Source organism: Wolbachia endosymbiont (group B) of Horisme vitalbata (assembly GCF_964028625.1).
Lineage (GTDB): Bacteria > Pseudomonadota > Alphaproteobacteria > Rickettsiales > Anaplasmataceae > Wolbachia.
On record NZ_OZ034797.1, the window covers coordinates 210,705 to 233,182 of the forward strand.

Consider the following 22,478-nt stretch of genomic DNA (forward strand, 5'->3'; position numbering starts at 1 on the left):
TTTGAAAACATTGTTGATTCACTGAAGCCACTTTTTAGGACCTGTAACACTATGTAAAATATATCCTAAATCTTCTTGATTTTGTTTCTTTCTACAGAACTCTACTCAGTTTTTCTCCTACTCATCTTGCTCTGTTTTCATGATTTACATACTCTATCTCCTGCTTTATTCCTTTCTTGAGATCATGTACAGTCTCTAAAACGAGTTTGTAAAATGATTATTTCTGTATTTTAAACTTTGCAATTTCAACTTATTCTCTTTAATAGTAAGTTTTTTACAAAATAATAGTTTGAAATTACTAGTATTTTGATAAAAATTATAGTCAATTTAAAATTTTGAGTATCAGTATATCATTATAGTTATTGACAAATTATATAATATTAATATATTGGTATATTAAATATTATGATATAATATTTAATAAAGCTAGTTGGTATGTGAGAGTAAAAATTATGGAAACAATATCATTAAACAATCTGGATAGTGAAGCAATAAAAAAAAAATTGCTGAGCATAATAAGTAAAATTATAGGAAAAAATACTTGGACTCAAGCTTGTGCGGCTGAGAAACTTGGTATTGATCAACCAAAGGTGTCACAAATTAAAAGTGGTAAGACAAGTGGTTTTTCTTTAGAGAGACTGTTAGGTTTTTTGAAAAAGCTTGATCATGAAATAACAATTACAATAACAGAAAATCAATCAGTAAAAGCTAAAGAAGAAAAAGTAGAATGTAGAATTGGATCTCAATAGATCCGAAGTTGACATCTTATTTTTTGTGATATAGTATAAAGTTTATCAAGGTAGTATTTTATGATTGAGTCTATTGTAGAAAAGTGTGTAGAACAGGTACACAACCGTTTTAAATTGGTTCTGCTAGCAAGTCAAAGAACGCATGATTTGAGTACAGGGGCAAGCGATCCCGTTGAAATGGTTAAGTTTAAAGATCATAAGGATACGATAGTTTCTTTATATGAAATAGCAGAAAAGAAGGTGAATACTCATGAGTTGTTTAACCTTTTGGTGAAAAGGTGCAAGGAGCACATGAAAGGAAACACAGATAATACTTATATTAATAGTCCAAGTAAGCTAGCAAATTTGTTAAATTTTTCTGATCATCAACTTAACACAAGTCTGGATGTAAGTCAAGAAAGCCACGATGATGAAATAGATGATCAAGATAGTGGTGAAGAAGTACCGATTTAGAAATCTGCAGAGGTTATAATAGCTTATAAATGATTAGTATTGCTATCTATGCGCTTTTGTTCTGTATGAGTGTAATGTTATGTTGTATAGTATTTAGGTCAAGTGATGTGTACAATAAGATTTTAGCATTCAATAGTTTATCAACACAAGTAGTTTTACTCATAACAGCAATATCGATTACTCTGAATGATTTTTTTTTAATTGATATAGCATTACTATATGCTAGCATCAGCTTTATATCAACTATAGCGCTAATGAGATTAATGTTGTTTTGATAATTTATGGTAGCATCCATTCTCATATTTTTAGGTGTTTGTTTAATAGTCATTTCAAGCGTAGGAGTAGTAGTATTTCCTGATTTCTATACTAGACTACATGCTGCAGGTATTGCAGATTCTAGTGGCGCAATGTTGTTGTTGATTGGTTTTGCTTGGCAAAATGAATTTTCAATCAATACTATTAAAGTTATATTATTGATTTTTATAATATGGATAGCCAATTCAACTAACAGTTATATTTTAGCGCGTACTTATTATAAAAGTAAAGACTATTAAAGAAGGTTAAGATGCTAGAAATACTGAATCTAATATTACTTTTGCTGTTACTCACGGTTACAGTTTTTATAGTTCTTTCGAAACATTTGGTTGTAAGTGCTGTTCTAATGTGTGTATTTAGTTCACTTATTGCACTTATGTACTTGATTATGAATGCGCCAGATGTTGCAATTACTGAAGCTTCTGTTGGTGCAGGATTGAGCACAGTCTTTACGTTTGCAGCACTCTCTTTGGTAAAGAATTACAAAGCAAATTTATCTCATAGCCCCACAACACTTTTTTTTATGTTATTTTTGACTGCATGTTTATCATACTTTATGATTCAATTACCAGATTTTGGCAGTCATAATGCTCCAGTTCACTTGCACGTTGCTCCTTATTATGTAGAAAATACTGAAAAAGCTATTGGTATTCCTAATATAGTGACAGCTGTTTTAGCAAGCTTTCGTGGCTATGACACATTTGGAGAAACTATAGTAGTTTTTACTGCTGCACTTTGTATAATGTTAATATTAGAAGAGAAAGAAAGTGATTAAAGATCCGGTATTAAGTGCAGTAACATTTTTGATGATACCTTTTATCATTTTGTTTGGTTTATACATACAGTTTCATGGTGACTATACTCCAGGTGGAGGTTTTCAGGCGGGAATAATTATTGCTTCTGGGATAATATTATATTCTATGTTATTTGATATACCTACAACTTTAAAAGCAATACCTTACTCTATTATCAAATTTACTAACGTACTAGGTATTTTAACCTATGGAGGAGCTGGTATTATAACAGTTTTATTTGGCCAAAATTTTTTATCCTATAGTATATTGTCAGCTGATAGTAGAACAGGTCAAAAATTGGGTATTTTCTTAGTGGAGCTGGGTGTATTGCTTACCGTCTCTTCTTCCATGTTAATCATATATATAAATTTTGCTCGCAAGAAAAAACAATGACTCTATATAATTATGTAGGCATTACTATATTAATGGTGCTAGGTTTCTATATCATTGTAAATGATAAAAACTTAATCAAAAAAATGATGGGATTAAGTGTCTTACAAGCATCTGTTTTATTGTTTTACATATCTTTAGGGTATGTAAAAAGTTCTTTACCTCCTATATTGACTTCAAATTTTCACTTATATACCAATCCTATACCTCACGTCTTAATGCTTACTGCTATAGTGGTTGGAATTGCAACATTTTCAGTTGGATTGTCCATAGTAGTAAGAATGGAGAGATTAGTTGATTAAGAAGAGTGTGAATAAATTGACAGTATCTTAAACTATATGAAGTAGCAAGTAACTATAAATTAAGAATAAAACTATAAGCTTGCTAATTGTAAGTTTATTTGATAAATAAGAAATAAAATTATAAACTGTAAAGGTAATGATGTCAACTATTAATGGTACGGAAGATAGGAAAAAGATCATCAAAGATCTTGTAACCAAAAGTATAAGAAAGGGCGGTTTTATCACTTTTGATGATATAAATGATAAGTTGTCAGATGAAAGTTTTCCACCTGATTTTATAGATGATACTATAGCTTTATTGCAAGACTCTGGAATTAACATACTCGAAAGTAGTGAAGATGAGGAAGAAGCTCCTTCTAATGATGATGGTAATAAGCTTGATGATGATGAGACATCGTTGAATACTACTACAACTTTAGTGCAAAATGATGATCCAGTAAGGATTTATTTACAAGATATGAGCTCTGTAAAGCTTTTGTCACGAGCAGATGAAATTAAGATAGCAAAAAAAATTGAATCTGAAAAGCATAACATGTTACGTGCAATAATTGAAACATCAGTGGCATTCAACATGATCAAAACATGGCGTGATGATTTAAGTGGGGGAACTTTTTTGCTGAGAGAAATGATAAATCTAGATGCAATTTATAACTCTGATTTCAATATGGTAGCCAAAGAAGAAAGTGAAGCTGAAGATGTTAAAGATTATGTTGATGATGAGGAAAAAGGCAACGATGAAAAGGGAAATGAGAGTGAAGATATAAGTTCAGCGAATTTAAACATTTCTGTTCTTGAAATGGAAAGTGATTTATTGCCAAAGGTTATCACAGCATTGGATGAGATCATTACTTTAACAAATGAAGCATTGGTATTGAAAAAAAATTCTAAAGATTTCTCTAATGAGCTAGAAAATTTATATAATCAAATATGGTCTGTAGCATTACAAATTCAGTTTAGTGATGCTGCTATTGCCAGAATTACACAAAAACTTTACGAAATAAATAGACTAATCACGTTTGAAGAAGCTAATCTTATTACTGAGGCTAGAAAGTACGATATTGATAGAGAAAGTTTCTATAATATTTATTGTGCTGTGCTTTTAGAGCACGAATTGAGCGAAATCAGTCTTTTAAAGAAGAATGAAAATCATTCCCTTTTTACAGGTGAATTAAAAAATAAATTCTTAAGGTTTATAAACGATAACTATGAATATATAGCTAGTGCCTTAAGAAATATTAAGAGTTATGTACAAGGAGATAAAGTACAAGAGTTTAAGGAGCTAATCAAGAGAATACAAAAACACGAACGAGAAGTCTCTGAAGCAAAGCAAGAGATGATAAAGGCTAATTTAAGGCTAGTGGTTTCAATTGCTAAAAAGTATTCAAAAAGAGGACTTGATCTACTTGACTTGATACAAGAAGGCAATATTGGTCTTATGAAGGCTGTAGATAAGTTTGATTACAAACGTGGATATAAATTTTCGACTTATGGTACTTGGTGGGTAAAACAATCAATAACTAGGGCAATACCTGAACAGTCTAAAGTAGTTAGAATACCAGTTCATATGGTGGAAATTATCAGTAAAATCAATAAAGCATTAAGAAAGATGACTCATGGAATGGGTAGAGAGCCAACATTAGAGGAATTAAGTATAGAATTGGCAATGCCGATAGAAAGAATACGTAAAGTTATGAAAATAGCAAGAGATCCAGTAAGTCTTGAAGCTCCAACAGGAAAGGATGATAGTAGTACCTTCGGTGATTGTATAGAAGATAAGCGAGTTTCTAAACCAGAGGATGCTGCAATACTTGCCGACTTGCGTGGCATTACGACCAATGTTCTTGCAACTTTAACACCAAAAGAAGAAAGAATTCTAAGGATGCGCTTTGGCCTTGGTAAAGATGGAAAGGAGCATACCTTAGAAGAAGTAGGAAAAATTTTTAATGTTACACGTGAAAGAATTAGGCAAATAGAGGCAAAAGCACTACGTAAGTTGAAACATCCAAGCCGTGCTAAAAAACTTAGAGGTTTCTTTTAAGGCAGAAGGGCTGCTCAAAAAATAGGTAAAATTCAGCCAAAGTTCTATAATTTTACCCTATTTTTCTTTTTTTATAGGCTTCATAGAGCAATATGATTAGATATTGAATGTTATGGCAAATGAAAAGAATAACTCTAATTCAAAGTGTAAAAATTTTTGTGTTCTGGGTGATAGTTTATCTGATAATGGTGTAATTATTGAAATTTTAATAACTTATCCTTTGTAAGAAACGTGAAACTTAATGCCCCTTTTTATTAAGGAGGATTTTTAGCAATGGCCTTACTGTTGTTGAATATGTAGCAAGGTATTTAGGTTTAGAAGAATTTAAGTCATCATGGAGATGCTCATTTTTTGATCGATACTATGAACAGTAAGGTCATAACTATGCGATTTTATATGCAACAGCATCTGAAATTCTTAACCCTATTTTTTCTTATTTCCTCAATAAATTTCGTTTAGTTAATCAGCTAAACGCAGTAATTAAACATCATCCAGACGTAGGTAAAGGAGATTTTATTTTTCATTATAATCGAGGAAATAATATTATGGGTGCCACTGCTTATAACAATGTTAAAGCAGAAAAAGTATTGAAATAAAGCGGTTAGTGAAATATGTAATGCATTTGGTTCTAAATGAATATGGTGTAAAGCATGTGATTGTTGCAAATGTGACTGAGGTTGGTTTGATACTAGCTTTAATAAAGACGAAAAGCAAGAGAGCTGGCTGCAAAGCTTACACAGAGTTTCAATACAAAATTAGCTAATGATTTAGATTATATGAAGAAAGGTGCAGATCTTGAAATAAAAGCATTCGATCTTAATTCTAAAATGAAAAGTATGCTTGGTAAATATAAGAGCAAAGGGTTAAATGATCGAGATGCATACCTATCAAACATCGTAGACCAGTTTGGGGGAGGGTGATTTGGAAAAAGTATAAAGATACTCTTGTTGATATTTAAAGGAAGGCTTGATACTTACTATAATTCTGGATGCAGCACAGAAATACTAAAGGATTATTTCTTTTTTGATTATTTTTATCCAACTGCAGAACCTTATTGTGAAGTTGGTAATGAAATGTATGAGTTGATAAAAAATTAGATTTCTTTTAAACATCTTTACGGTTTGTAGTAACTATCTGCGTAGCTGAATGGTAAAGGGAGGGGGGTAAACAAAGTAATCTAAAATATAGAGAAAATACAACGGTGCTTGATACATAGCTATTGCGATTTTATCCTCTTTTTGTCATTTTAGTGCTAGAATGACATTCTGCGAGTGAAGTTTATTCTTTGATATATTAACTATAAATATAGAGAAGTCTTACTAAATAAAAAGGTAAAAGGAACCTCTGAGTAGTGAAATTTTGACTCTATATTACTGTAAGTGGTGCTGTAATAATGTTCTAACAAGCGCGACTTGGCTGAGTATAGAAAAAATTTAAAAAACCGCTATAATTTTACGTAATCTACCAATAAACACCTAAGTTTTTACTGGATTTTGTGATTGATCCTACAGTCAAAAACAAATTTTGAGTCATAAATACTTTTAGTGCCATAATAAAATAGGGAGGTTTGTCAAGTAAAGTTCTTTATTTCATCAGATGCGCTGCCAAATTGTTATGCAAGCAAGTTTTTTAGTTTTCGTATATCCGAAGTAATTCTTGTGCATTGGCCTTGATTAGAGTCGGACATTCTCTATCATTTAATAATGAATGCAATATTTCAATTGCACCTTTAATGTCGTTACTGTGTATCTTTACTATAGCGATAGCTTCTTGGCTTGAATAAGGGTACACTGCATTTGATTCTAAATTACTAATTTTATCTCTATTTGTTTTTTCACCGCTGGAGTGAAGTAAGCTTATTACTTCTAAGTATTGTGCTAACTCACGCAAAACATCAGGAGCATCTTTATCGTCTGCCAAATCATTATAAATAATAGATGCTGTGTCTGTTGGCATTGAATCTGAGATATGATTGAATGCGCGTTCAAAATTTGCTAAATACTCCCAATTTGAATCTATTTCTTCTAGCAGTGACTTATTATCTTTTTTTAAGAATAATACTTCGTAAAACTTGTCACCTGCAGTTATAGATTGTTTTGTGTTATCAATGTTGCGCAATAAGTATAATGTGATGCCAACTAACATTGGCGCGAGTGCAAGCAGAAAGATGTATTTTTTCATGGTAATATTCCAAATAGTTATATATTTATACATTAATGCTTTTGATTTGCAAAAACATATTGACATAGTGATTATATCGCATAATAATATTCTTAGAGTTGTTTGAATAGTTGGAGATTAAAATATTTCTAAAGTAGAAATAAAGACAGCAGTATTAAGCTAAATTATTTTTTGTCGGATTTATCCGATGTACCCTCAACCTTTTATAGGTTGAAGTCTAAATTTGAGAGTTTGATCCTGGCTCAGAATGAACGCTGGCGGCAGGCCTAACACATGCAAGTCGAACGGAGTTATATTGTAGCTTGCTATGGTATAACTTAGTGGCAGACGGGTGAGTAATGTATAGGAATCTACCTAGTAGTACGGAATAATTGTTGGAAACGGCAACTAATACCGTATACGCCCTACGGGGGAAAATTTATTGCTATTAGATGAGCCTATATTAGATTAGCTAGTTGGTGGAGTAATAGCCTACCAAGGCAATGATCTATAGCTGATCTGAGAGGATGATCAGCCACACTGGAACTGAGATACGGTCCAGACTCCTACGGGAGGCAGCAGTGGGGAATATTGGACAATGGGCGAAAGCCTGATCCAGCCATGCCGCATGAGTGAAGAAGGCCTTTGGGTTGTAAAGCTCTTTTAGTGAGGAAGATAATGACGGTACTCACAGAAGAAGTCCTGGCTAACTCCGTGCCAGCAGCCGCGGTAATACGGAGAGGGCTAGCGTTATTCGGAATTATTGGGCGTAAAGGGCGCGTAGGCTGGTTAATAAGTTAAAAGTGAAATCCCGAGGCTTAACCTTGGAATTGCTTTTAAAACTATTAATCTAGAGATTGAAAGAGGATAGAGGAATTCCTGATGTAGAGGTAAAATTCGTAAATATTAGGAGGAACACCAGTGGCGAAGGCGTCTATCTGGTTCAAATCTGACGCTGAAGCGCGAAGGCGTGGGGAGCAAACAGGATTAGATACCCTGGTAGTCCACGCTGTAAACGATGAATGTTAAATATGGGAAGTTTACTTTCTGTATTACAGCTAACGCGTTAAACATTCCGCCTGGGGACTACGGTCGCAAGATTAAAACTCAAAGGAATTGACGGGGACCCGCACAAGCGGTGGAGCATGTGGTTTAATTCGATGCAACGCGAAAAACCTTACCACTTCTTGACATGGAAATCATACCTATTCGAAGGGATAGGGTCGGTTCGGCCGGATTTTACACAAGTGTTGCATGGCTGTCGTCAGCTCGTGTCGTGAGATGTTGGGTTAAGTCCCGCAACGAGCGCAACCCTCATCCTTAGTTGCTATCAGGTAATGCTGAGTACTTTAAGGAAACTGCCAGTGATAAGCTGGAGGAAGGTGGGGATGATGTCAAGTCATCATGGCCTTTATGGAGTGGGCTACACACGTGCTACAATGGTGTCTACAATGGGCTGCAAGGTGCGCAAGCCTAAGCTAATCCCTAAAAGACATCTCAGTTCGGATTGTACTCTGCAACTCGAGTACATGAAGTTGGAATCGCTAGTAATCGTGGATCAGCATGCCACGGTGAATACGTTCTCGGGTCTTGTACACACTGCCCGTCACGCCATGGGAATTGGTTTCACTCGAAGCTAATGGCCTAACCGCAAGGAAGGAGTTATTTAAAGTGGGATCAGTGACTGGGGTGAAGTCGTAACAAGGTAGCAGTAGGGGAATCTGCAGCTGGATTACCTCCTTAGGCTTTGTACGTAATTCACCATTTCAAATAATAGTGTCATTATGTACTATACTGCTGTCTTTACTTCTACTTTATTTTTTAATTTCTCGATAACGAAATTTTATGAGTAACAGGCCTCTTTCCCCACATTTACAAATATATAAAGTACAAGTTACTAGTTTTTTTTCTATTATGCATAGATTGACTGGTATCTTGCTATTTCTTTTATTAATCATACTTTCTTGGTATTTTATATTATATGTTTACTCCCCTAAGTTAATTATAGTAAGGTGCTTAAATGCATTATTGTTCACTCCTGTTGCTAAATTAGCTTATATCTTATGCTTTGTAAGCTTTATGTATCATTTTCTTAATGGTATTCGTCATTTATTGTGGGATGCTGGGCTTAATTTAGAAATTGCTAGTGTTTTAAAAAGTGCTATATTACTAACAATAATGCTATTTCTTTCTACTATGGCTTTTTTATTTATATTTATATGAGTCAATCTGTAAATTCAGTACATCATTGGTGGATCCAGCGTGTTTCTGCGGTGATTTTGTTATTTTTATTTCCTTGGTTTATTTACTCATTTTCTTGCACATTTTATGTTGATAGCCCTTTATCTTTTAATGAAAAATTATTTCAGGCTATTAATCATCCACTAGAGCTTTTGTTTTTTGTTATACTGGTGTTTTGCATTTTTTGGCATGCAGTTCTTGGAATGCAGGTAGTGTGTGAAGATTATATAGACAGAGTACCTCTAAGGATTTTTACAATTACATGCATGAAATACTTATCAAGCATTACTTATATAGTCCTTGCTTTTACGACTTTTTTCTTTTATAGGCATATTTTCTTGTAAAGTTGCCAGTTCTATGTTAATATATTATTAGTGTACTAGTTTTATTATTGAACTATAGCGATTTTGGTTTAGCAATATGTTAGAGACATTGAAAAAGTGGGGAATAGACCTTACGCTAAAGGTGAAGGATCTATTTAGTTCATCTGAGTCTCAAGTTTATGTCAAAGACCTTAGAAAGGTAATGATATATGAGGATGGACGAAAGTGTCAATATCCAAAAAATTATGATCAGATTGTAGATTCTGGGAGAGTTGTAAAAAAAAATGACAAGCTTGTAAAAGATAAAGACGGAAATCCAGAGTACCAGCTTATATATAATGAATACAAATTTGATCTAGCCTTGGTTAAGGAAATTGATAAAAAATCTTACTTTACTATTGACTTTTTAGTTAGTAAAGGTAGGCGTGAGGTTAATGATTATAGTAAATTTTATAAGCCATTTAAGTTTTCAAAAATAGATCTTGAAAAACACTTGCCGGTCTTTGAGGTTGATACTAAGTTACTTAGATTAACTAATTCTTCTTTTCTTGCTAAAAAAGGTTGCTTCATCAATGATGACACGGGAGAAGTTGATGAGAAAGATAGAGATGAAAAAGGAAGAAATGGAAAATTACTATACGCTAGTGATTACAAGAAGCTAAGCACCCATTTTTCAGAAATTAGAGATCAGGATGGTAATCTAGAGCTAGATAAAAGTCTTATATCTGTTTCTATCGTTTTTGCTACAAGCTTGGCTAAAGTTTGTACTAAATTGTTGACCTCTCTTCCTATAAAGTTAGGGGAGTATTTAATAAGCGAACAAAACCCAATTGCAAAGTCTTTTGGCTATCTTTTGTTCACTCCTGCAATGGCAGTAAAAAATTTAGTGAATATGGGAGCTACCATACTTAAGGCTCCAATTTTATTGTTTGTAGCAAATGAGAAAAAGTATGGTGATGCTTATCTTACTATGTGGAAACACCAATTGAAAGAATGTTGGAAAGAAGTAAAAAGCGACTTTAATGTTGTTACAAATGGGGAAAGGCCAAAGCCGAAGCAGAAGGATCATAAGCCACTTAGCATAGCGGGTACATGGAAAGAGCTTAACGCTAGAAAATCAGATATTGAAAAAAACTTAGAGAAGGGGTTGAGCAAAAATAGTGAAAGTATAGATAAATCTAGAGAACTAGGTGTTGGAGAAAGCTTAAAGGAAAAGTTGCAAAACAAAACTGATGAAAAAGTAGCTGCAGCCGTTAATCAAAAAAGCAACACTCCTCATATTGATAGAGAGATAGAAAGAAGACAAGACTCATCACGAAATGTAGGGACTCCATCACGCTCGTAGTCAACCATCACTTTAAATTACTTTTTACTTTAATCATCTCACAATAAAAACTTGCATGCATTTTGCCGTTAGTATAAGATATTAATCAAATAATTAATATCTTAATTAAATGCGCCCTGTAATACTGTGTGGTGGTAGTGGCAGCAGACTTTGGCCTCTATCTAAGCCAAAGCAATTTCAGAAAATATTTAGTCAGAATACTATGTTTCACAACACTTTGTTGAGGCTAAAAGGCGATTATATGCCACCCATCATTACCACAAATATACAATATGAGTCATTATTGATGCAGGAATTACATGCATTGCAGGAATATAAAGTAGTTTTTGAACCAGTTAAAATTGGGACAGCGGCAGCAATACTAATTGCTGTGCTTCTCTGCGATAGGAACGAGACAATCTTAGTTCTGCCTTCAGACCATTTTATAGGTGATTTGAATAGTTTTTATGTTTCTATTGAGAAAGCGTCTAAGCTAGCCTCTGAAACTGACTCTATAGTCACTTTTGGGATAAAGCCTCATGAATTCAATTCGGAATACGGCTATATAAATGCAGTATATGGTCAGAAAGGGAAATATCACATAGTAAAGAGCTTTATAGAAAAGCCTGAATATGAGCTGGACAATAATCATTATTGGAACTCTGGAATATTTGTGTTTAGAGCAAAACGCTATATAGATGAGATAAAAAAAATTGCTCCGACTCTCTATAATTTATGTTGTGAAAGTATGAAGCATTTTGTACCACGAGAGAGATTTCTGTATTTAGAACAGCAAAATTGTGCAGGAATGGGTGATACATCTATTGATCACCTAGTGATAGAAAAAGCAGAAAATATTGCAATGGTAGAAGCTAATTTTGATTGGATGGATATTGGTACTTGGAGTTCAGTTTTAGAACTGAGTAAGAGATTTAGTGAGAATTTAGTTTCATTTCAGCATGTAACAAAAGGAAGAGAGCCAGTTTTGATGACAGAAAATGATGAAAAGATTTTATTAGGTAGAGTTTATAAACGGCAAAATAAGAGCCTAATGTTGTTCATTAATAAAGTTAAAGAAGCAAAGCCAACAAGGAAAGAGATTAAGCCATGGGGATTTTATAGTGTGATTTTAATGGGTAAGGATTTTCTTATAAAATACCTTTTTATAAATCCACTGAGCTGCACTTCTAAGCAATTTCACCACTATAGAGATGAGTACCATATAATACTATCAGGGGTTGGATGCGTGAGTTTAGATGACAAAACATATGCTATAACAAAAAATCATGTAGTAGAGATTCCAAGGAAGGTGTTTCATAAAATTGAGAATAAAAGTACAAGATTTCCTCTTGAGATAGTTGAGTTTCAGGTAGGAAAGTTTTTATCTGATAATGATATAGTAAGATCGGACGATATATATGGAAGGTCTTAATATAGAATATTGAATATATTCTATAAGCTTGCTAAATTTAGACAACCTAATTTGAGGTAAAGGAAAAATTACAGTTATATGAAGCATAAAAAGTATGATATTTAAATCTTAGTATAATGTCTATTGCCTTTGAATTTACTATGGCTATTCGCTATTTGCGAGCAAAGAATTCTAGATTTTGCTCTATAATGGCCTTGTTTTCTATTATTGGTATTGCTCTTGGAGTTGCAACGCTAATAGTAGTAATGTCTGTAATGAATGGGTTCAGAGCAAAGCTGCTCGACTCTGTACTTGGCATTAATGGCCATATTAATGTTTACTTTGATAGAAGCATAAATTCAGATTACCACGCAGTGTTAAAATCTATTGAGAAAATCCCAGGTGTATTAAAAGCTACTTCTATGACCAATGATCAAGTAATCGTTGCAGCAAATGGTGGAATTGCAGGTAGTGTAGTTCGTGGTGTATCAGCTAAAGACTTATTTAATAACACTACCGTTACAAATAATGTGATTGTGGGTAATGTGGAAAAATTCGATGAAGGAGTAATAATAGGGGCACGATTGGCAGAAGCCTTGAATATTGATTATGGTGATAATATTATACTTGTATCTCCTGAAGGATTTGATGTATTGCTTGATGAAATGCCAAGAATGAAAGAATATAAAGTTGTAGCAATATTTGATATGGGTATGTTTGAGTACGATAATACCTTGATGTATATGCCCATGAAATCAGCTCAGGCTTTTTTTAATTATAAAGATAGTGTGAGAAATATAGAAGTGTTCATAGACGATATTGCTGCGGCTAATAAGCTAGCAAATGCTATAGTAGAAGAAACAGGAATGAAAGCTGAAAGTTGGCAATCTCAGCAAAGCCATTATGTTAATGCTTTAAAAACTGAAAGAAATGTGATGTTTTTAATTCTTACTTTGATTATAGTTGTGGCAGCATTCAATATTGTTTCAAGTTTGATGATGATAGTGCAAGAAAAGAAATCCGCAATTGCAATTATGCGTACGTTTGGTGCAACAAGTGGAAGCATTATGCGCATATTTTGTGCTTGTGGGCTATTAATTGGTTTTACAGGAACTTGTCTTGGCTCTGTTATAGGAGTTATTTTTTCTCTCAACATTGAAAATATTAGAGTGTTTTTAGAAAACATTACCAACATCAAGCTATTTGATCCTATGATATACTTTTTTTCAAGTTTGCCAGTGATATTAGTTTCTCAAGATGTAGTGAACATTTCTGCACTTGCATTGTTCTTGTCATTTTTAGCAACAATTCCTCCTGCATTGCAGGCAGCTGCACAAGACCCAGCGGAGATATTACGTTATGAATGATACTCGAAAAAAATGCATAGGTTGGTTCTTAATTATATTCTTATTTGTTAGCCATATTGCAATAAATAACATAATATTTTTCAAAATAAATCAGCAAGAAAGTGAAAATAGTATAAATGGTTTAACGGAAAAGATGGATGAACTTAGAGTATTGCTTGAAGTGAATCAATCTAGGGTAGAGAAAAGGATATTTGACTTAAAGAGAAATCTGCACACTCAATGTGAGCAAGGTGATGGTAGTTTAAGGCATAAGAACCTCGCAAAGTTGCTGCTACTTGTGATTAAGATGAAGAATTCGTTATTGCGAGAAGCCAAGTTTGATAATCATATAAATTCAATAAAGCCTTTGATATCAGAGCTTGACGATCCAGAGATAGAAAATGCAGTAAATGAATTGGAAAATTTGAAAGAGGTAGATACTTTACGCGGGTTGAAATTGTCTTTTGAGAAGAACATGACTGTTATTAACTACAATAAAAGTAACTTGTTTAAAAAAATCATTTCAAATTGGATAAAGATAGATGATCGTAGTGATCCACTCAGGTTAAAGCTTGCGGAAATTGAAGAATTAATAAGCGATAATGATTGGCAGAGCATAGCCACCGCAATAAGTGACTTAACATACCCAGAATTCAAACCATGGCTTAATAAATTGAATGATTTTATTGTAGCTTTCAAGAATACTTCAATAATATATCGTCACTTATTACAATACATCTCATGATTTATTTTATAATTTTTGCTTTTTCGTTTTTATTTGGCATATGGATCAAGGTAAGTGGTGAAGTAATAAAATTGGAATTAGGCAATTACACTATAAGTATTGATCTATATTTCGTTATTCTTGCTTGCATAGTCTTATTATTTTTATTGATTGCAGTTGCACGTTTTTGTTCTTCTATTTCATCAACATTTGCTAACATAAAAAATAGAAGAAGAAGTAGGGAAGAATTGCTTCTCTTTGAAGCTTTCTTTAGCTTAGACTTAGGTAATATAGAGAACACCAATAAGCTAATTAAAAATCTAAATGAAGAAAGTGATAAATTATCTTTAGTAAAGCTCTTTAATTCAGGTAAAACGGGAAATTACAGCTTTTTCAGCCATAATTTAACGAGTATTGCAAGTAAAAATCGCAACTTAGCTCTACTTCTGATAAATAAACTGATTATTCACCTAAAGCAAGAAAGGTTAGTCTTTCAAAAATTTATAGAATATTGCTCTAGTTCAATTAATGATAAAATTTTGTCTATTCCCTTTCAAATAGAGCATTGTATATTGCAAGAAGATTGGATAAATGCAATTTCAAAGTTAAAGGAAGCTATCAAATTCAATATTTTTCTTCCCTTTGATCGTAAAAAGATGTTAGCGGTTTTTTATTGCGCTTTAGCAAAGCAATACGAAAGTAAAGGAAGTTTTTACAAAGCTATAGATTATTTAGCTAAAGCACAAAGTTATTATGCAACTTTTCAGCCCATCAATTATTTAAAGGCAGAATTATATATCAAGCTTGAAAAAATCAGAAAAGCTTCCACAGTATTAGAGGAAGAGTATAGAGTAAATCCTACTCCTCAATCAGCTAGAATGTATATCAAGTTAAATAATAAAGGCGCTGAAAGACTATATAACTTACGCCCTGATTATTATTTTAGTTATTGCTTGCTTGCTTTGTCTTCAATTAGCTTAGGGAAATATGATCTTGCAAGTCAGCATTTAGATATTGCTATGAAAAAAGCTAATTACATATCAATCTACCTTGTTATGGTACAGCTCAAGATTATGTTGCAAGAGTATGATCAAGCAATTTATTGGTTAAACAGGATGGACTCAGAAGCTGTGCCTGATCCAGGTTGGAAATGTGCTGATTGTAATAAAGAGCTAAAGCAATGGGATTATAAGTGCTCAAGTTGCAATAGTCTTAATTGTATTTACATTATATTATAAGACTCCATAAGGTGTGATACTTTTACATCGAGATTGCTTTAATATAATCTTTATCTCAAAACAGTAAATCTGTGAGTTTCTTAGTTAGGTTTGACTCCAATGTCAAAAAAACTTGTTTTTAGACATTACCAGTTATATATTTTAATAAATTAGAATTATATACAAAATGAAGAGCTTAAAGGAATTATCCTTAAGAATTAAAAATATTAAGTCTGTGCAGAAAACCACGAAAATAATGCAAATGGTTTCTGCAGCAAAATTATTACAAAGCCAAAAGAAATTATCAAATTCAAAATTGCATATATCTAAGCTGCATAGCATTATTTCTTCACTAGCGCTATCAGCGGATCAAGAGTTACTAGCAAGAATTCTAAATATCAATAATGAAGATTCTTTCCTAGTATTTATTATTGCATCTGATCGTGGTTTATGTGGCAGCTTTAACTCCTCTGTTGTTAAATTCAGTCAGGAGCATATAAACAAATTAATTGCAAATGATAAGAAAGTAGAAATTATTTTTTTTGGTAAGAAAGCTTTTGAGACAGGCAAAAATAGATTTAATTCTAAAAATATCTTGAAGGTTGAAAATAGTAAGGGAATCACACTAAAGCGTGTGGAAGCCTTGGTTAGTGATATAGATCTAAGTAAATACAATAAAGTTAAGGTTTTTTACAGTAAATTCTATAATACCTTCATGCAAAAGCCAATATTAGAAACAATAAAACCATGGAGTAAAGACTCATTATTAATTGATAATTCTGTAGTTAGTCCTCTAACAGATTACAGCTATGAGTATGAACCACAAAATATTGAGTTTATTTTAAAATCTTTGACTCAAGATTATGTTACAGCTGCTCTTTATTCTGCTTTACTTGAAAGTGCAGCAAGTGAAAATAGTGCTAGGATGGTTGCTATGGAATCAGCAAACAGAAATACAAAAGAAATGCTAAATAAACTAGCATTACTTTATAATCGTTCTCGTCAAGCAGCAATTACAACTGATTTGATTGAAGTTATAGGTGGTGCAGAATCTTTATAGAAACTCAAGGAATGAAAAATGAATATATTAAATATTGCAGCAGATATCACTAAACTAATAAAAAAGCAGAATCAAGACGCAGAAGTTACAATATATGAAACTAATAAGACCTCGGTTTCTCAGCGTCTATCAAAAATTGAACAAATATCACAATCTAGAAACTGTACTGTCGGAATTAGAGCTATAGCAGGTAAGAACAAAGCTGCGTATATTTCCACAAACGATTTGAATAATCTTAGTAGTGCAGTGAGCCAAGTGGTGGAAATGGCAAAGAATGCCCAGGAAGATCCTTATATTAGTTTTGCTGTAGATGGCAGTAATTATATCTCTTCTGCAGATTTAAATATCTCAGATAATAATGTTGTAACAATTGATAAATTAAAAGAAATTACTGAAGCTACAGAAAATTCAGCTCTTGCACATAAAAATATTATTAATTCCGAAGGAGCTTCATCTTCACATACTTCAGTAAATACAGTATTATCAACCGTTTCTGGTTTTGTTGGTTCATTTAGTAAGTCAACTTTTGTTAATCAGGTTTCTGTTGTTGCTGGAGAAAAGAGTGAAATGAAAATAGGCTACGATTACGATGTAGCATGCAACTTCAGTGATTTAAAAACACCGGAGTCAATAGGGAAAGGAGCAGCAAAAAGAGCAATAGATCAATTGGGTTCATGTACAATCAGGACAGGCAAATTTCCGGTTGTTTTTGAAAAAAGAGCAGCAAAAGAGCTAGTAAAGAGCTTTGCTTCTGCCATAAATGGTAGCAATATTGTAAATAATAGCTCTTTTTTGAGAAATAGTTTAAATAATCAAATTTTTAATACTGAGATTAGCATTATTGATGACCCATTGTTACCAAGGGGTATAACATCAAGACCGTTTGACGGGGAAGGAATAATGAGCAGAAGAAATGAATTTGTAAAAAATGGAGTACTGCAAAACTGGATTTTAGATCTATATTCGGCTAGGAAATTAAACTTGGAAACGACCGCAAATGCAACTCGTGCAAGTAATGCTGCAATTATTCCTTCAGCTAGTAATTTCTATTTCAAAAATGGTAATAGATTGTTTAAGGAATTAATTGACGAAGTAAAAGAAGGAATATATGTAACTGATTTATTTGGTTTTGGTGTTAATTTAATCAATGGCGATTATAGTCAAGGTGCATGCGGATTTTTTATAGAAAATGGTAAAATAACGTATCCAATACACGAGATTACTGTTGCCGACAATTTGAAAAATATGTTTAGCAATTTAGTTGTTGCAAATGACCTAACTTTCTGTGGGCAGTTTAATTCACCAACGATTAAAGTTAGCGAAATGACAGTAGCAGGTTCACTTAGTGATTAAAAATTTTAGTTGCATTAAGTACAATAATTGTGTACTATTACTATGTAATGTTAAGAATAGACTATGGAGTATAGAAGTTTAGTTGCAGTAACTAAGCTTAAAGCATTCTAAATCGTAATTTCAAAGTTTTTCATCACATTAATAATATTAGTTAGTAGTTTAGGAGTTATCCATATGGAATTTGGTAATATAAAATGGTTTAATGTTGAAAAAGGCTATGGTTTCATCAAGCCAGAAGGTAAAGGTGAGGACGTTTTTTTACATGTTAGTACATTAGAACGTTCAGGAATAAGACCTGATGCACTTCGAGGAGAGGATAAAAAGGGAGGAATGAAAGGGGAAAGAGTAAGTTATGAGCTTAAAGAAGAGCGTGGTAGGAACGGAGAAAATAAAAAGTCTGCAATAAATTTAAGATTGGAAGATTAGTCTATCGTGAAGCTTTTTAATAGGGTAATGTATTGTGAGTAATTTTCATGAAATGGGGCTTCCAACTTTGCTTAGGCAAGCTCTAAGTAAAAATAATCTTTGTGTTCCAACCCCGATTCAGGTGCAAGCGATTCCTCTAGCTCTTCAGGGCAAAGATATTCTTGGGTCTGCTCAAACGGGAACTGGAAAAACCTTAGCGTTTGCTATTCCACTGGTTGCTAAATTGATGAATGAGCCAAGCATTGGTTCAGCTTTAGTCATCGTGCCAACCAGAGAGCTTGCTCATCAGGTAACAAGTGAGATAAGAAAACTCTTATCTCAAAGTTCTTTACTAAGAGTTGCTTTGTTGATCGGAGGCGAGCCTATTTTTAGGCAGCTAAATCAGCTTCAGAAAAAACCACAAATTATAATAGGTACTCCTGGTCGTATTATAGACCATATTGAGCGTAAAACTTTAGTTACTCGGAATGTTGGTATTCTTGTGCTTGATGAGACGGATCGTATGTTTGATATGGGCTTTGGAATTCAGATTGAAGAAATTATGAAGCATTTGCCTAAAATAAGGCAAAATCTTATGTTTTCTGCAACTCTTCCTGGAGAAATAGTAAAACTTACTGAAAAATATCTTAATCAACCAGAGCGTGTTTCTGTTGATTGCCAGGCTACAACTTCTGTAAAAATTAAACAAGAAGTTGTTTATGCATCAGAATCAGAAAAATATGGCAAGCTTGTTACACAATTATGTCAGCGCAAAGGATCGATCATTATTTTTGTTAAAACAAAGCGAGGAGCGGATCAGCTAGCTGACAAATTGCACAAAGATGACTATAGCGCTTTGGCAATTCATGGTGATTTAAGGCAGCACAAGCGTGAAAGAGTCATTGATTCTTTTCGTCGTGGCCGCAATCAAATCATGGTTGCAACAGATGTTGCTTCTCGCGGCCTTGATATTCCGCACATTCAACATGTTATCAATTATGATGTACCACAATCGCAAGCTGATTATGTTCATCGTATAGGTAGAACTGCACGTGCGGGAGCTGAAGGATTTGCATTATCTTTTGTTACACCTCAAGATAAGAGAAGACTGCCTGCACTAGCAGATAAAGAAGGAGAGCCAAATTTTGATTGTAGTATGCAATCTCAAAAACGTAACAGCAAAAAGATCTTTAAAAGGCCAAGTACGTTAAAGGCTAAATACGGTAGAAAAAAGATCAATGTATTTAAGAAGAAAAGCAGAGTACTAGAAAAAGCGTATTAATGTACTTAACTATTCTTCTATTCTTTAAAAGCTCCAGTAAACTTGCTGCAAAGTGAAGTGATTGGAGGATGGTAGAAAGAATATATAGCTAGCCCAAATTAGATTTACCTACAATTTGATAATCTTAATTCTGCTGCTTATAACGTTTTGAGATTATCACAACGGTATAATGTTAGGCTGTGTGGACTATAATCTGTAGCTTAATTCAATTTGGCTACAACGAGCTGCTAGATTTCAGTTTTTTTAATAATTGTGTGCTACTAATTATATATAAATTTACACTTTTAAAGAGAATAGATGATTTCTAAAAATTTAGAGGCAAGTTTAAATAGAGCGTTACAGATTGCTTCTGATTGTAAGCTTAAATATGCAAAAGTGGAACATTTGTTGCTAGCATTAACCAAAGATGTGGATGTAAATTATGTTTTATCAAGATGTAACATCAGAGCTGGTGAAATCATAAATATAGATAATATTATATTAAGGAATGATCGTGGTAATAATACAAAAGGTTTTTTACAAGACAACTCCGAATTAACTGTCAATAAAGTTGAGCCTGATGTGCTATTTCAACGCATAATACATAAAGCCATGATACGAGCTCATCGTCTGGGAAGAAAAGAAATAAATGGAGCAAGTATTCTATTAGAGATTCTGTCTGAGCAAGATTTATATATTGAAGAGCTATTACGCAAACAGAATGCAAAGGATTCTAATTTGATTTATAACATATCCAATATGAAATATTCAGGTGATATAGAAGAATATGTAACTAATCGCAAGATAAAACTTGATAAGAATAACGATATCTCTACTGTAGCAAATAAAGGTGAATTATTAAAAGATGAAGAAGTTCTACAAAATTATTGTAGAAATTTAAATGATTATGCAAGAAGCAAAAAAATAGATTATGTCATTGGTCGTGATTATGAATTAAATCGCACTATAGAAATCTTGCTAAGACGCAGAAAAAATAACCCTTTATATGTCGGAGAACCAGGTGTTGGTAAAACAACAATAGTTGAAGGCTTGGTATTGAAAATTATTGAAGGTAGTGTTCCGAGTGCACTGAGATCCAGCATAATTTATGCTTTGGATTTAGGATCACTTCTTGCAGGAACACGCTATAGAGGTGACTTCGAAGAGAGAATAAAATCTATAATAAAAGTAATTGAGGCAAAACCTGGCGCTATTCTTTTCATTGATGAAATACACACTATTATTGGAGCAGGTTCAACAAGTGGCAGCTTTCTTGATGCTGGCAATCTGCTCAAACCTGCACTTGCAAGAGGTGCGTTGCGTTGTATAGGTGCAACTACATATAGAGAATATAGCAATAGCTTTGAAAAGGATAAAGCATTAGCAAGGAGGTTTCAAAAAATTAATGTAAAAGAGTCTTCTATTAATGATACAGTAAAGATACTAGATGGTATAAAGCATTACTATGAAAGGTATCATGGGGTATATTACACGAAACATGCCATTAAATCTGCAGCTGAACTTTCACACAAGTATATTACTGGGCGAATATTACCTGATAAAGCAGTTGATGTTATAGATGAAGCAGGGGCGTATTGTAAGTTACAAAAAAACAGGCGAAAAATTATAAACAGTAGAGATATTAAGAATACTATCACTAGGATTACAAACGTACCTTGCGAGCTTGATGATGTGCAAAGAGTAAAATCTTTGAAAGAAAATCTCAAGAAAGCCATTTTTGGTCAAGAGCAAGCGATAGAGTCTCTTGTTAATTCTATTAAAATTGCTAAATCTGGTCTAAGAAGTTACAGTAAACCCTTGGCAAATTATCTTTTTGCAGGACCAACTGGCGTAGGTAAGACTGAGCTTGCAAAGAAATTAGCACAGAATATGGGTATGAACCTTATACGATTTGATATGTCCGAGTATATGGAACCTCACACAATATCTAGAATGATTGGTTCCCCTCCTGGATATGTGGGTTACGACCAAGGTGGATTGCTTACAGAATCTGTATCTAACAATCAATATAGTGTGGTACTTCTTGATGAAATTGAGAAAGCTCATAGTGATATTTACAATATATTACTACAAGTCATGGATTATGGTTATGTTACAGATACTTACGGGCGTAAAGTTAATTTTTCCAATACAATTTTAATTATGACAACCAATGCAGGTGCATTTGAGCGTAGCAAAAGTTCTATTGGCTTTGGGTATAAGGACTTTAATATTGGTGATAGCGAAAAAGCAGTAGAACGGATTTTTAGCCCTGAATTTCGTAATCGCTTGGATGCAGTCATTTCTTTTTCTGACCTCAATTTAGATGTCATTTTGTATATTGTGGATAAATTTGTTCAAGAATTGAAAAAGCAACTTATGCAAAAGGGCATAAGTTGCTCAGTCGAAGAGGAAGTAAAGTTTTATCTTGCACAAACTGGCTACAGCAAAGAAATGGGAGCACGTCCGATAGAGAGGTTGATTGAAAAAGAGATAAAAAGTCATTTGGCTGAAGAAATGCTGAATCGTCAATTAATCAAAGGAAAGAAATTAAGGATTTATATGGATAAACAAGAAATTGCTTTTAATATAGTTTAAATTCTTGCTTGAGT

At 33.2% G+C, this 22,478-nt stretch carries 24 protein-coding genes and 1 rRNA gene; 24 read left to right on the plus strand and 1 reads right to left on the minus strand.

The window, feature by feature from the left end:
• Nucleotides 1–452: 452 nt before the first annotated feature.
• The 11 genes from ABWU56_RS01155 to ABWU56_RS01205 all read left to right on the plus strand — a co-directional run bounded on the left by ABWU56_RS01155 (nucleotide 453) and on the right by ABWU56_RS01205 (nucleotide 6,138).
• The gene (locus ABWU56_RS01155) at nucleotides 453–749 is read left to right on the plus strand and encodes a helix-turn-helix domain-containing protein (RefSeq protein ID WP_064085421.1); all 297 of its coding nucleotides are present in this window, start codon (nucleotides 453–455) and stop codon (nucleotides 747–749) included.
• Between the two features lie 60 nt (nucleotides 750–809).
• Nucleotides 810–1,202, plus strand: a complete 393-nt coding sequence (gene rpoZ / locus ABWU56_RS01160) for a DNA-directed RNA polymerase subunit omega (RefSeq protein ID WP_264682592.1) — start codon at nucleotides 810–812, stop codon at nucleotides 1,200–1,202.
• A gap of 29 nt (nucleotides 1,203–1,231) precedes the next feature.
• Nucleotides 1,232–1,477 carry a monovalent cation/H+ antiporter complex subunit F gene (locus ABWU56_RS01165; protein WP_010404268.1) on the plus strand — a complete coding sequence of 82 codons (246 nt, stop codon included), beginning with the start codon at nucleotides 1,232–1,234 and terminating at the stop codon, nucleotides 1,475–1,477.
• Between the two features lie 6 nt (nucleotides 1,478–1,483).
• Nucleotides 1,484–1,756, plus strand: coding sequence for a monovalent cation/H(+) antiporter subunit G (gene mnhG / locus ABWU56_RS01170; protein ID WP_012481981.1), 273 nt, complete (start codon nucleotides 1,484–1,486; stop codon nucleotides 1,754–1,756).
• An 11-nt stretch (nucleotides 1,757–1,767) separates the two neighbouring features.
• Nucleotides 1,768–2,292 carry a DUF4040 domain-containing protein gene (locus tag ABWU56_RS01175; RefSeq protein WP_010404272.1) on the plus strand — a complete coding sequence of 175 codons (525 nt, stop codon included), beginning with the start codon at nucleotides 1,768–1,770 and terminating at the stop codon, nucleotides 2,290–2,292.
• Nucleotides 2,285–2,704, plus strand: coding sequence for a Na(+)/H(+) antiporter subunit B (locus tag ABWU56_RS01180; RefSeq protein WP_010404274.1), 420 nt, complete (start codon nucleotides 2,285–2,287; stop codon nucleotides 2,702–2,704). The genes ABWU56_RS01175 and ABWU56_RS01180 overlap by 8 nt, the downstream gene beginning before the upstream one ends.
• Nucleotides 2,701–3,003, plus strand: a complete 303-nt coding sequence (locus tag ABWU56_RS01185) for a cation:proton antiporter subunit C (protein WP_010404276.1) — start codon at nucleotides 2,701–2,703, stop codon at nucleotides 3,001–3,003. Before ABWU56_RS01180 ends, ABWU56_RS01185 begins: the two co-directional genes overlap by 4 nt.
• Nucleotides 3,004–3,142: 139 nt before the next feature.
• Entirely contained in the window at nucleotides 3,143–5,041 is a 1,899-nt protein-coding gene (gene rpoD, locus ABWU56_RS01190; RefSeq protein WP_264376177.1) for an RNA polymerase sigma factor RpoD, read from the plus strand.
• A gap of 616 nt (nucleotides 5,042–5,657) precedes the next feature.
• Nucleotides 5,658–5,804 (plus strand): GDSL family lipase, encoded by a 147-nt coding sequence (locus ABWU56_RS01195; RefSeq protein ID WP_236607939.1) that lies wholly within the window; start codon nucleotides 5,658–5,660, stop codon nucleotides 5,802–5,804.
• Nucleotides 5,805–5,817: 13 nt separating this feature from the next.
• Nucleotides 5,818–5,961, plus strand: coding sequence for a hypothetical protein (locus tag ABWU56_RS01200; RefSeq protein ID WP_029237693.1), 144 nt, complete (start codon nucleotides 5,818–5,820; stop codon nucleotides 5,959–5,961).
• A 24-nt stretch (nucleotides 5,962–5,985) separates the two neighbouring features.
• Nucleotides 5,986–6,138 (plus strand): hypothetical protein, encoded by a 153-nt coding sequence (locus ABWU56_RS01205; RefSeq protein WP_029237694.1) that lies wholly within the window; start codon nucleotides 5,986–5,988, stop codon nucleotides 6,136–6,138.
• Nucleotides 6,139–6,670: 532 nt separating this feature from the next.
• Here ABWU56_RS01205 and ABWU56_RS01210 read toward each other — a convergent pair.
• Nucleotides 6,671–7,288 (minus strand): hypothetical protein, encoded by a 618-nt coding sequence (locus tag ABWU56_RS01210; protein ID WP_353281627.1) that lies wholly within the window; start codon nucleotides 7,286–7,288, stop codon nucleotides 6,671–6,673.
• 153 nt (nucleotides 7,289–7,441) lie between these two features.
• On the opposite strand from ABWU56_RS01210, the gene ABWU56_RS01215 reads away from it, so the two are divergent.
• The 13 genes from ABWU56_RS01215 to ABWU56_RS01275 all read left to right on the plus strand — a co-directional run bounded on the left by ABWU56_RS01215 (nucleotide 7,442) and on the right by ABWU56_RS01275 (nucleotide 22,464).
• A 16S ribosomal RNA gene (locus ABWU56_RS01215) occupies nucleotides 7,442–8,944 on the plus strand.
• Between the two features lie 102 nt (nucleotides 8,945–9,046).
• Entirely contained in the window at nucleotides 9,047–9,424 is a 378-nt protein-coding gene (gene sdhC / locus ABWU56_RS01220; RefSeq protein ID WP_010407125.1) for a succinate dehydrogenase, cytochrome b556 subunit, read from the plus strand.
• Nucleotides 9,421–9,786 (plus strand): succinate dehydrogenase, hydrophobic membrane anchor protein, encoded by a 366-nt coding sequence (gene sdhD / locus ABWU56_RS01225; protein ID WP_064085698.1) that lies wholly within the window; start codon nucleotides 9,421–9,423, stop codon nucleotides 9,784–9,786. The genes sdhC and sdhD overlap by 4 nt, the downstream gene beginning before the upstream one ends.
• 76 nt (nucleotides 9,787–9,862) lie before the next feature.
• Nucleotides 9,863–11,110, plus strand: coding sequence for a hypothetical protein (locus ABWU56_RS01230; RefSeq protein WP_139686622.1), 1,248 nt, complete (start codon nucleotides 9,863–9,865; stop codon nucleotides 11,108–11,110).
• 109 nt (nucleotides 11,111–11,219) lie between these two features.
• Nucleotides 11,220–12,521 (plus strand): sugar phosphate nucleotidyltransferase, encoded by a 1,302-nt coding sequence (locus tag ABWU56_RS01235; RefSeq protein WP_353281628.1) that lies wholly within the window; start codon nucleotides 11,220–11,222, stop codon nucleotides 12,519–12,521.
• A gap of 116 nt (nucleotides 12,522–12,637) precedes the next feature.
• Nucleotides 12,638–13,867: a lipoprotein-releasing ABC transporter permease subunit gene (locus tag ABWU56_RS01240; RefSeq protein WP_264686921.1), complete on the plus strand. Its 1,230-nt coding sequence runs from the start codon at nucleotides 12,638–12,640 to the stop codon at nucleotides 13,865–13,867.
• Entirely contained in the window at nucleotides 13,860–14,591 is a 732-nt protein-coding gene (locus ABWU56_RS01245; protein WP_264686922.1) for a hypothetical protein, read from the plus strand. The genes ABWU56_RS01240 and ABWU56_RS01245 overlap by 8 nt, the downstream gene beginning before the upstream one ends.
• On the plus strand, nucleotides 14,588–15,808 hold the full coding sequence (locus ABWU56_RS01250; protein ID WP_353281629.1) for a tetratricopeptide repeat protein: 1,221 nt from the start codon (nucleotides 14,588–14,590) through the stop codon (nucleotides 15,806–15,808). The genes ABWU56_RS01245 and ABWU56_RS01250 overlap by 4 nt, the downstream gene beginning before the upstream one ends.
• A 166-nt stretch (nucleotides 15,809–15,974) precedes the next feature.
• On the plus strand, nucleotides 15,975–16,847 hold the full coding sequence (gene atpG, locus ABWU56_RS01255) for an ATP synthase F1 subunit gamma (RefSeq protein WP_353281630.1): 873 nt from the start codon (nucleotides 15,975–15,977) through the stop codon (nucleotides 16,845–16,847).
• An 18-nt stretch (nucleotides 16,848–16,865) separates the two neighbouring features.
• Nucleotides 16,866–18,200 carry a TldD/PmbA family protein gene (locus ABWU56_RS01260; RefSeq protein WP_353281631.1) on the plus strand — a complete coding sequence of 445 codons (1,335 nt, stop codon included), beginning with the start codon at nucleotides 16,866–16,868 and terminating at the stop codon, nucleotides 18,198–18,200.
• 174 nt (nucleotides 18,201–18,374) lie between these two features.
• On the plus strand, nucleotides 18,375–18,626 hold the full coding sequence (locus ABWU56_RS01265; protein ID WP_064085705.1) for a cold-shock protein: 252 nt from the start codon (nucleotides 18,375–18,377) through the stop codon (nucleotides 18,624–18,626).
• 34 nt (nucleotides 18,627–18,660) lie between these two features.
• Nucleotides 18,661–19,887: a DEAD/DEAH box helicase gene (locus ABWU56_RS01270; RefSeq protein WP_010404320.1), complete on the plus strand. Its 1,227-nt coding sequence runs from the start codon at nucleotides 18,661–18,663 to the stop codon at nucleotides 19,885–19,887.
• A 297-nt stretch (nucleotides 19,888–20,184) separates the two neighbouring features.
• Nucleotides 20,185–22,464, plus strand: a complete 2,280-nt coding sequence (locus ABWU56_RS01275) for an AAA family ATPase (RefSeq protein ID WP_353281632.1) — start codon at nucleotides 20,185–20,187, stop codon at nucleotides 22,462–22,464.
• Nucleotides 22,465–22,478 lie beyond the last annotated feature (14 nt).

Coding starts and splice junctions, on each gene's coding strand:
- ABWU56_RS01155 (WP_064085421.1), top strand. CDS start 453: ATGGAAACAATATCATTAAACAATCTGGATAGTGAAGCAATAAAAAAA.
- rpoZ (WP_264682592.1), top strand. CDS start 810: ATGATTGAGTCTATTGTAGAAAAGTGTGTAGAACAGGTACACAACCGT.
- ABWU56_RS01165 (WP_010404268.1), top strand. CDS start 1,232: ATGATTAGTATTGCTATCTATGCGCTTTTGTTCTGTATGAGTGTAATG.
- mnhG (WP_012481981.1), top strand. CDS start 1,484: ATGGTAGCATCCATTCTCATATTTTTAGGTGTTTGTTTAATAGTCATT.
- ABWU56_RS01175 (WP_010404272.1), top strand. CDS start 1,768: ATGCTAGAAATACTGAATCTAATATTACTTTTGCTGTTACTCACGGTT.
- ABWU56_RS01185 (WP_010404276.1), top strand. CDS start 2,701: ATGACTCTATATAATTATGTAGGCATTACTATATTAATGGTGCTAGGT.
- rpoD (WP_264376177.1), top strand. CDS start 3,143: ATGTCAACTATTAATGGTACGGAAGATAGGAAAAAGATCATCAAAGAT.
- ABWU56_RS01195 (WP_236607939.1), top strand. CDS start 5,658: ATGCATTTGGTTCTAAATGAATATGGTGTAAAGCATGTGATTGTTGCA.
- ABWU56_RS01200 (WP_029237693.1), top strand. CDS start 5,818: ATGAAGAAAGGTGCAGATCTTGAAATAAAAGCATTCGATCTTAATTCT.
- ABWU56_RS01210 (WP_353281627.1), bottom strand. CDS start 7,288: ATGTCAATATGTTTTTGCAAATCAAAAGCATTAATGTATAAATATATA.
- sdhC (WP_010407125.1), top strand. CDS start 9,047: ATGAGTAACAGGCCTCTTTCCCCACATTTACAAATATATAAAGTACAA.
- sdhD (WP_064085698.1), top strand. CDS start 9,421: ATGAGTCAATCTGTAAATTCAGTACATCATTGGTGGATCCAGCGTGTT.
- ABWU56_RS01230 (WP_139686622.1), top strand. CDS start 9,863: ATGTTAGAGACATTGAAAAAGTGGGGAATAGACCTTACGCTAAAGGTG.
- ABWU56_RS01235 (WP_353281628.1), top strand. CDS start 11,220: ATGCGCCCTGTAATACTGTGTGGTGGTAGTGGCAGCAGACTTTGGCCT.
- ABWU56_RS01240 (WP_264686921.1), top strand. CDS start 12,638: ATGTCTATTGCCTTTGAATTTACTATGGCTATTCGCTATTTGCGAGCA.
- ABWU56_RS01245 (WP_264686922.1), top strand. CDS start 13,860: ATGAATGATACTCGAAAAAAATGCATAGGTTGGTTCTTAATTATATTC.
- ABWU56_RS01250 (WP_353281629.1), top strand. CDS start 14,588: ATGATTTATTTTATAATTTTTGCTTTTTCGTTTTTATTTGGCATATGG.
- atpG (WP_353281630.1), top strand. CDS start 15,975: ATGAAGAGCTTAAAGGAATTATCCTTAAGAATTAAAAATATTAAGTCT.
- ABWU56_RS01260 (WP_353281631.1), top strand. CDS start 16,866: ATGAATATATTAAATATTGCAGCAGATATCACTAAACTAATAAAAAAG.
- ABWU56_RS01265 (WP_064085705.1), top strand. CDS start 18,375: ATGGAATTTGGTAATATAAAATGGTTTAATGTTGAAAAAGGCTATGGT.
- ABWU56_RS01275 (WP_353281632.1), top strand. CDS start 20,185: ATGATTTCTAAAAATTTAGAGGCAAGTTTAAATAGAGCGTTACAGATT.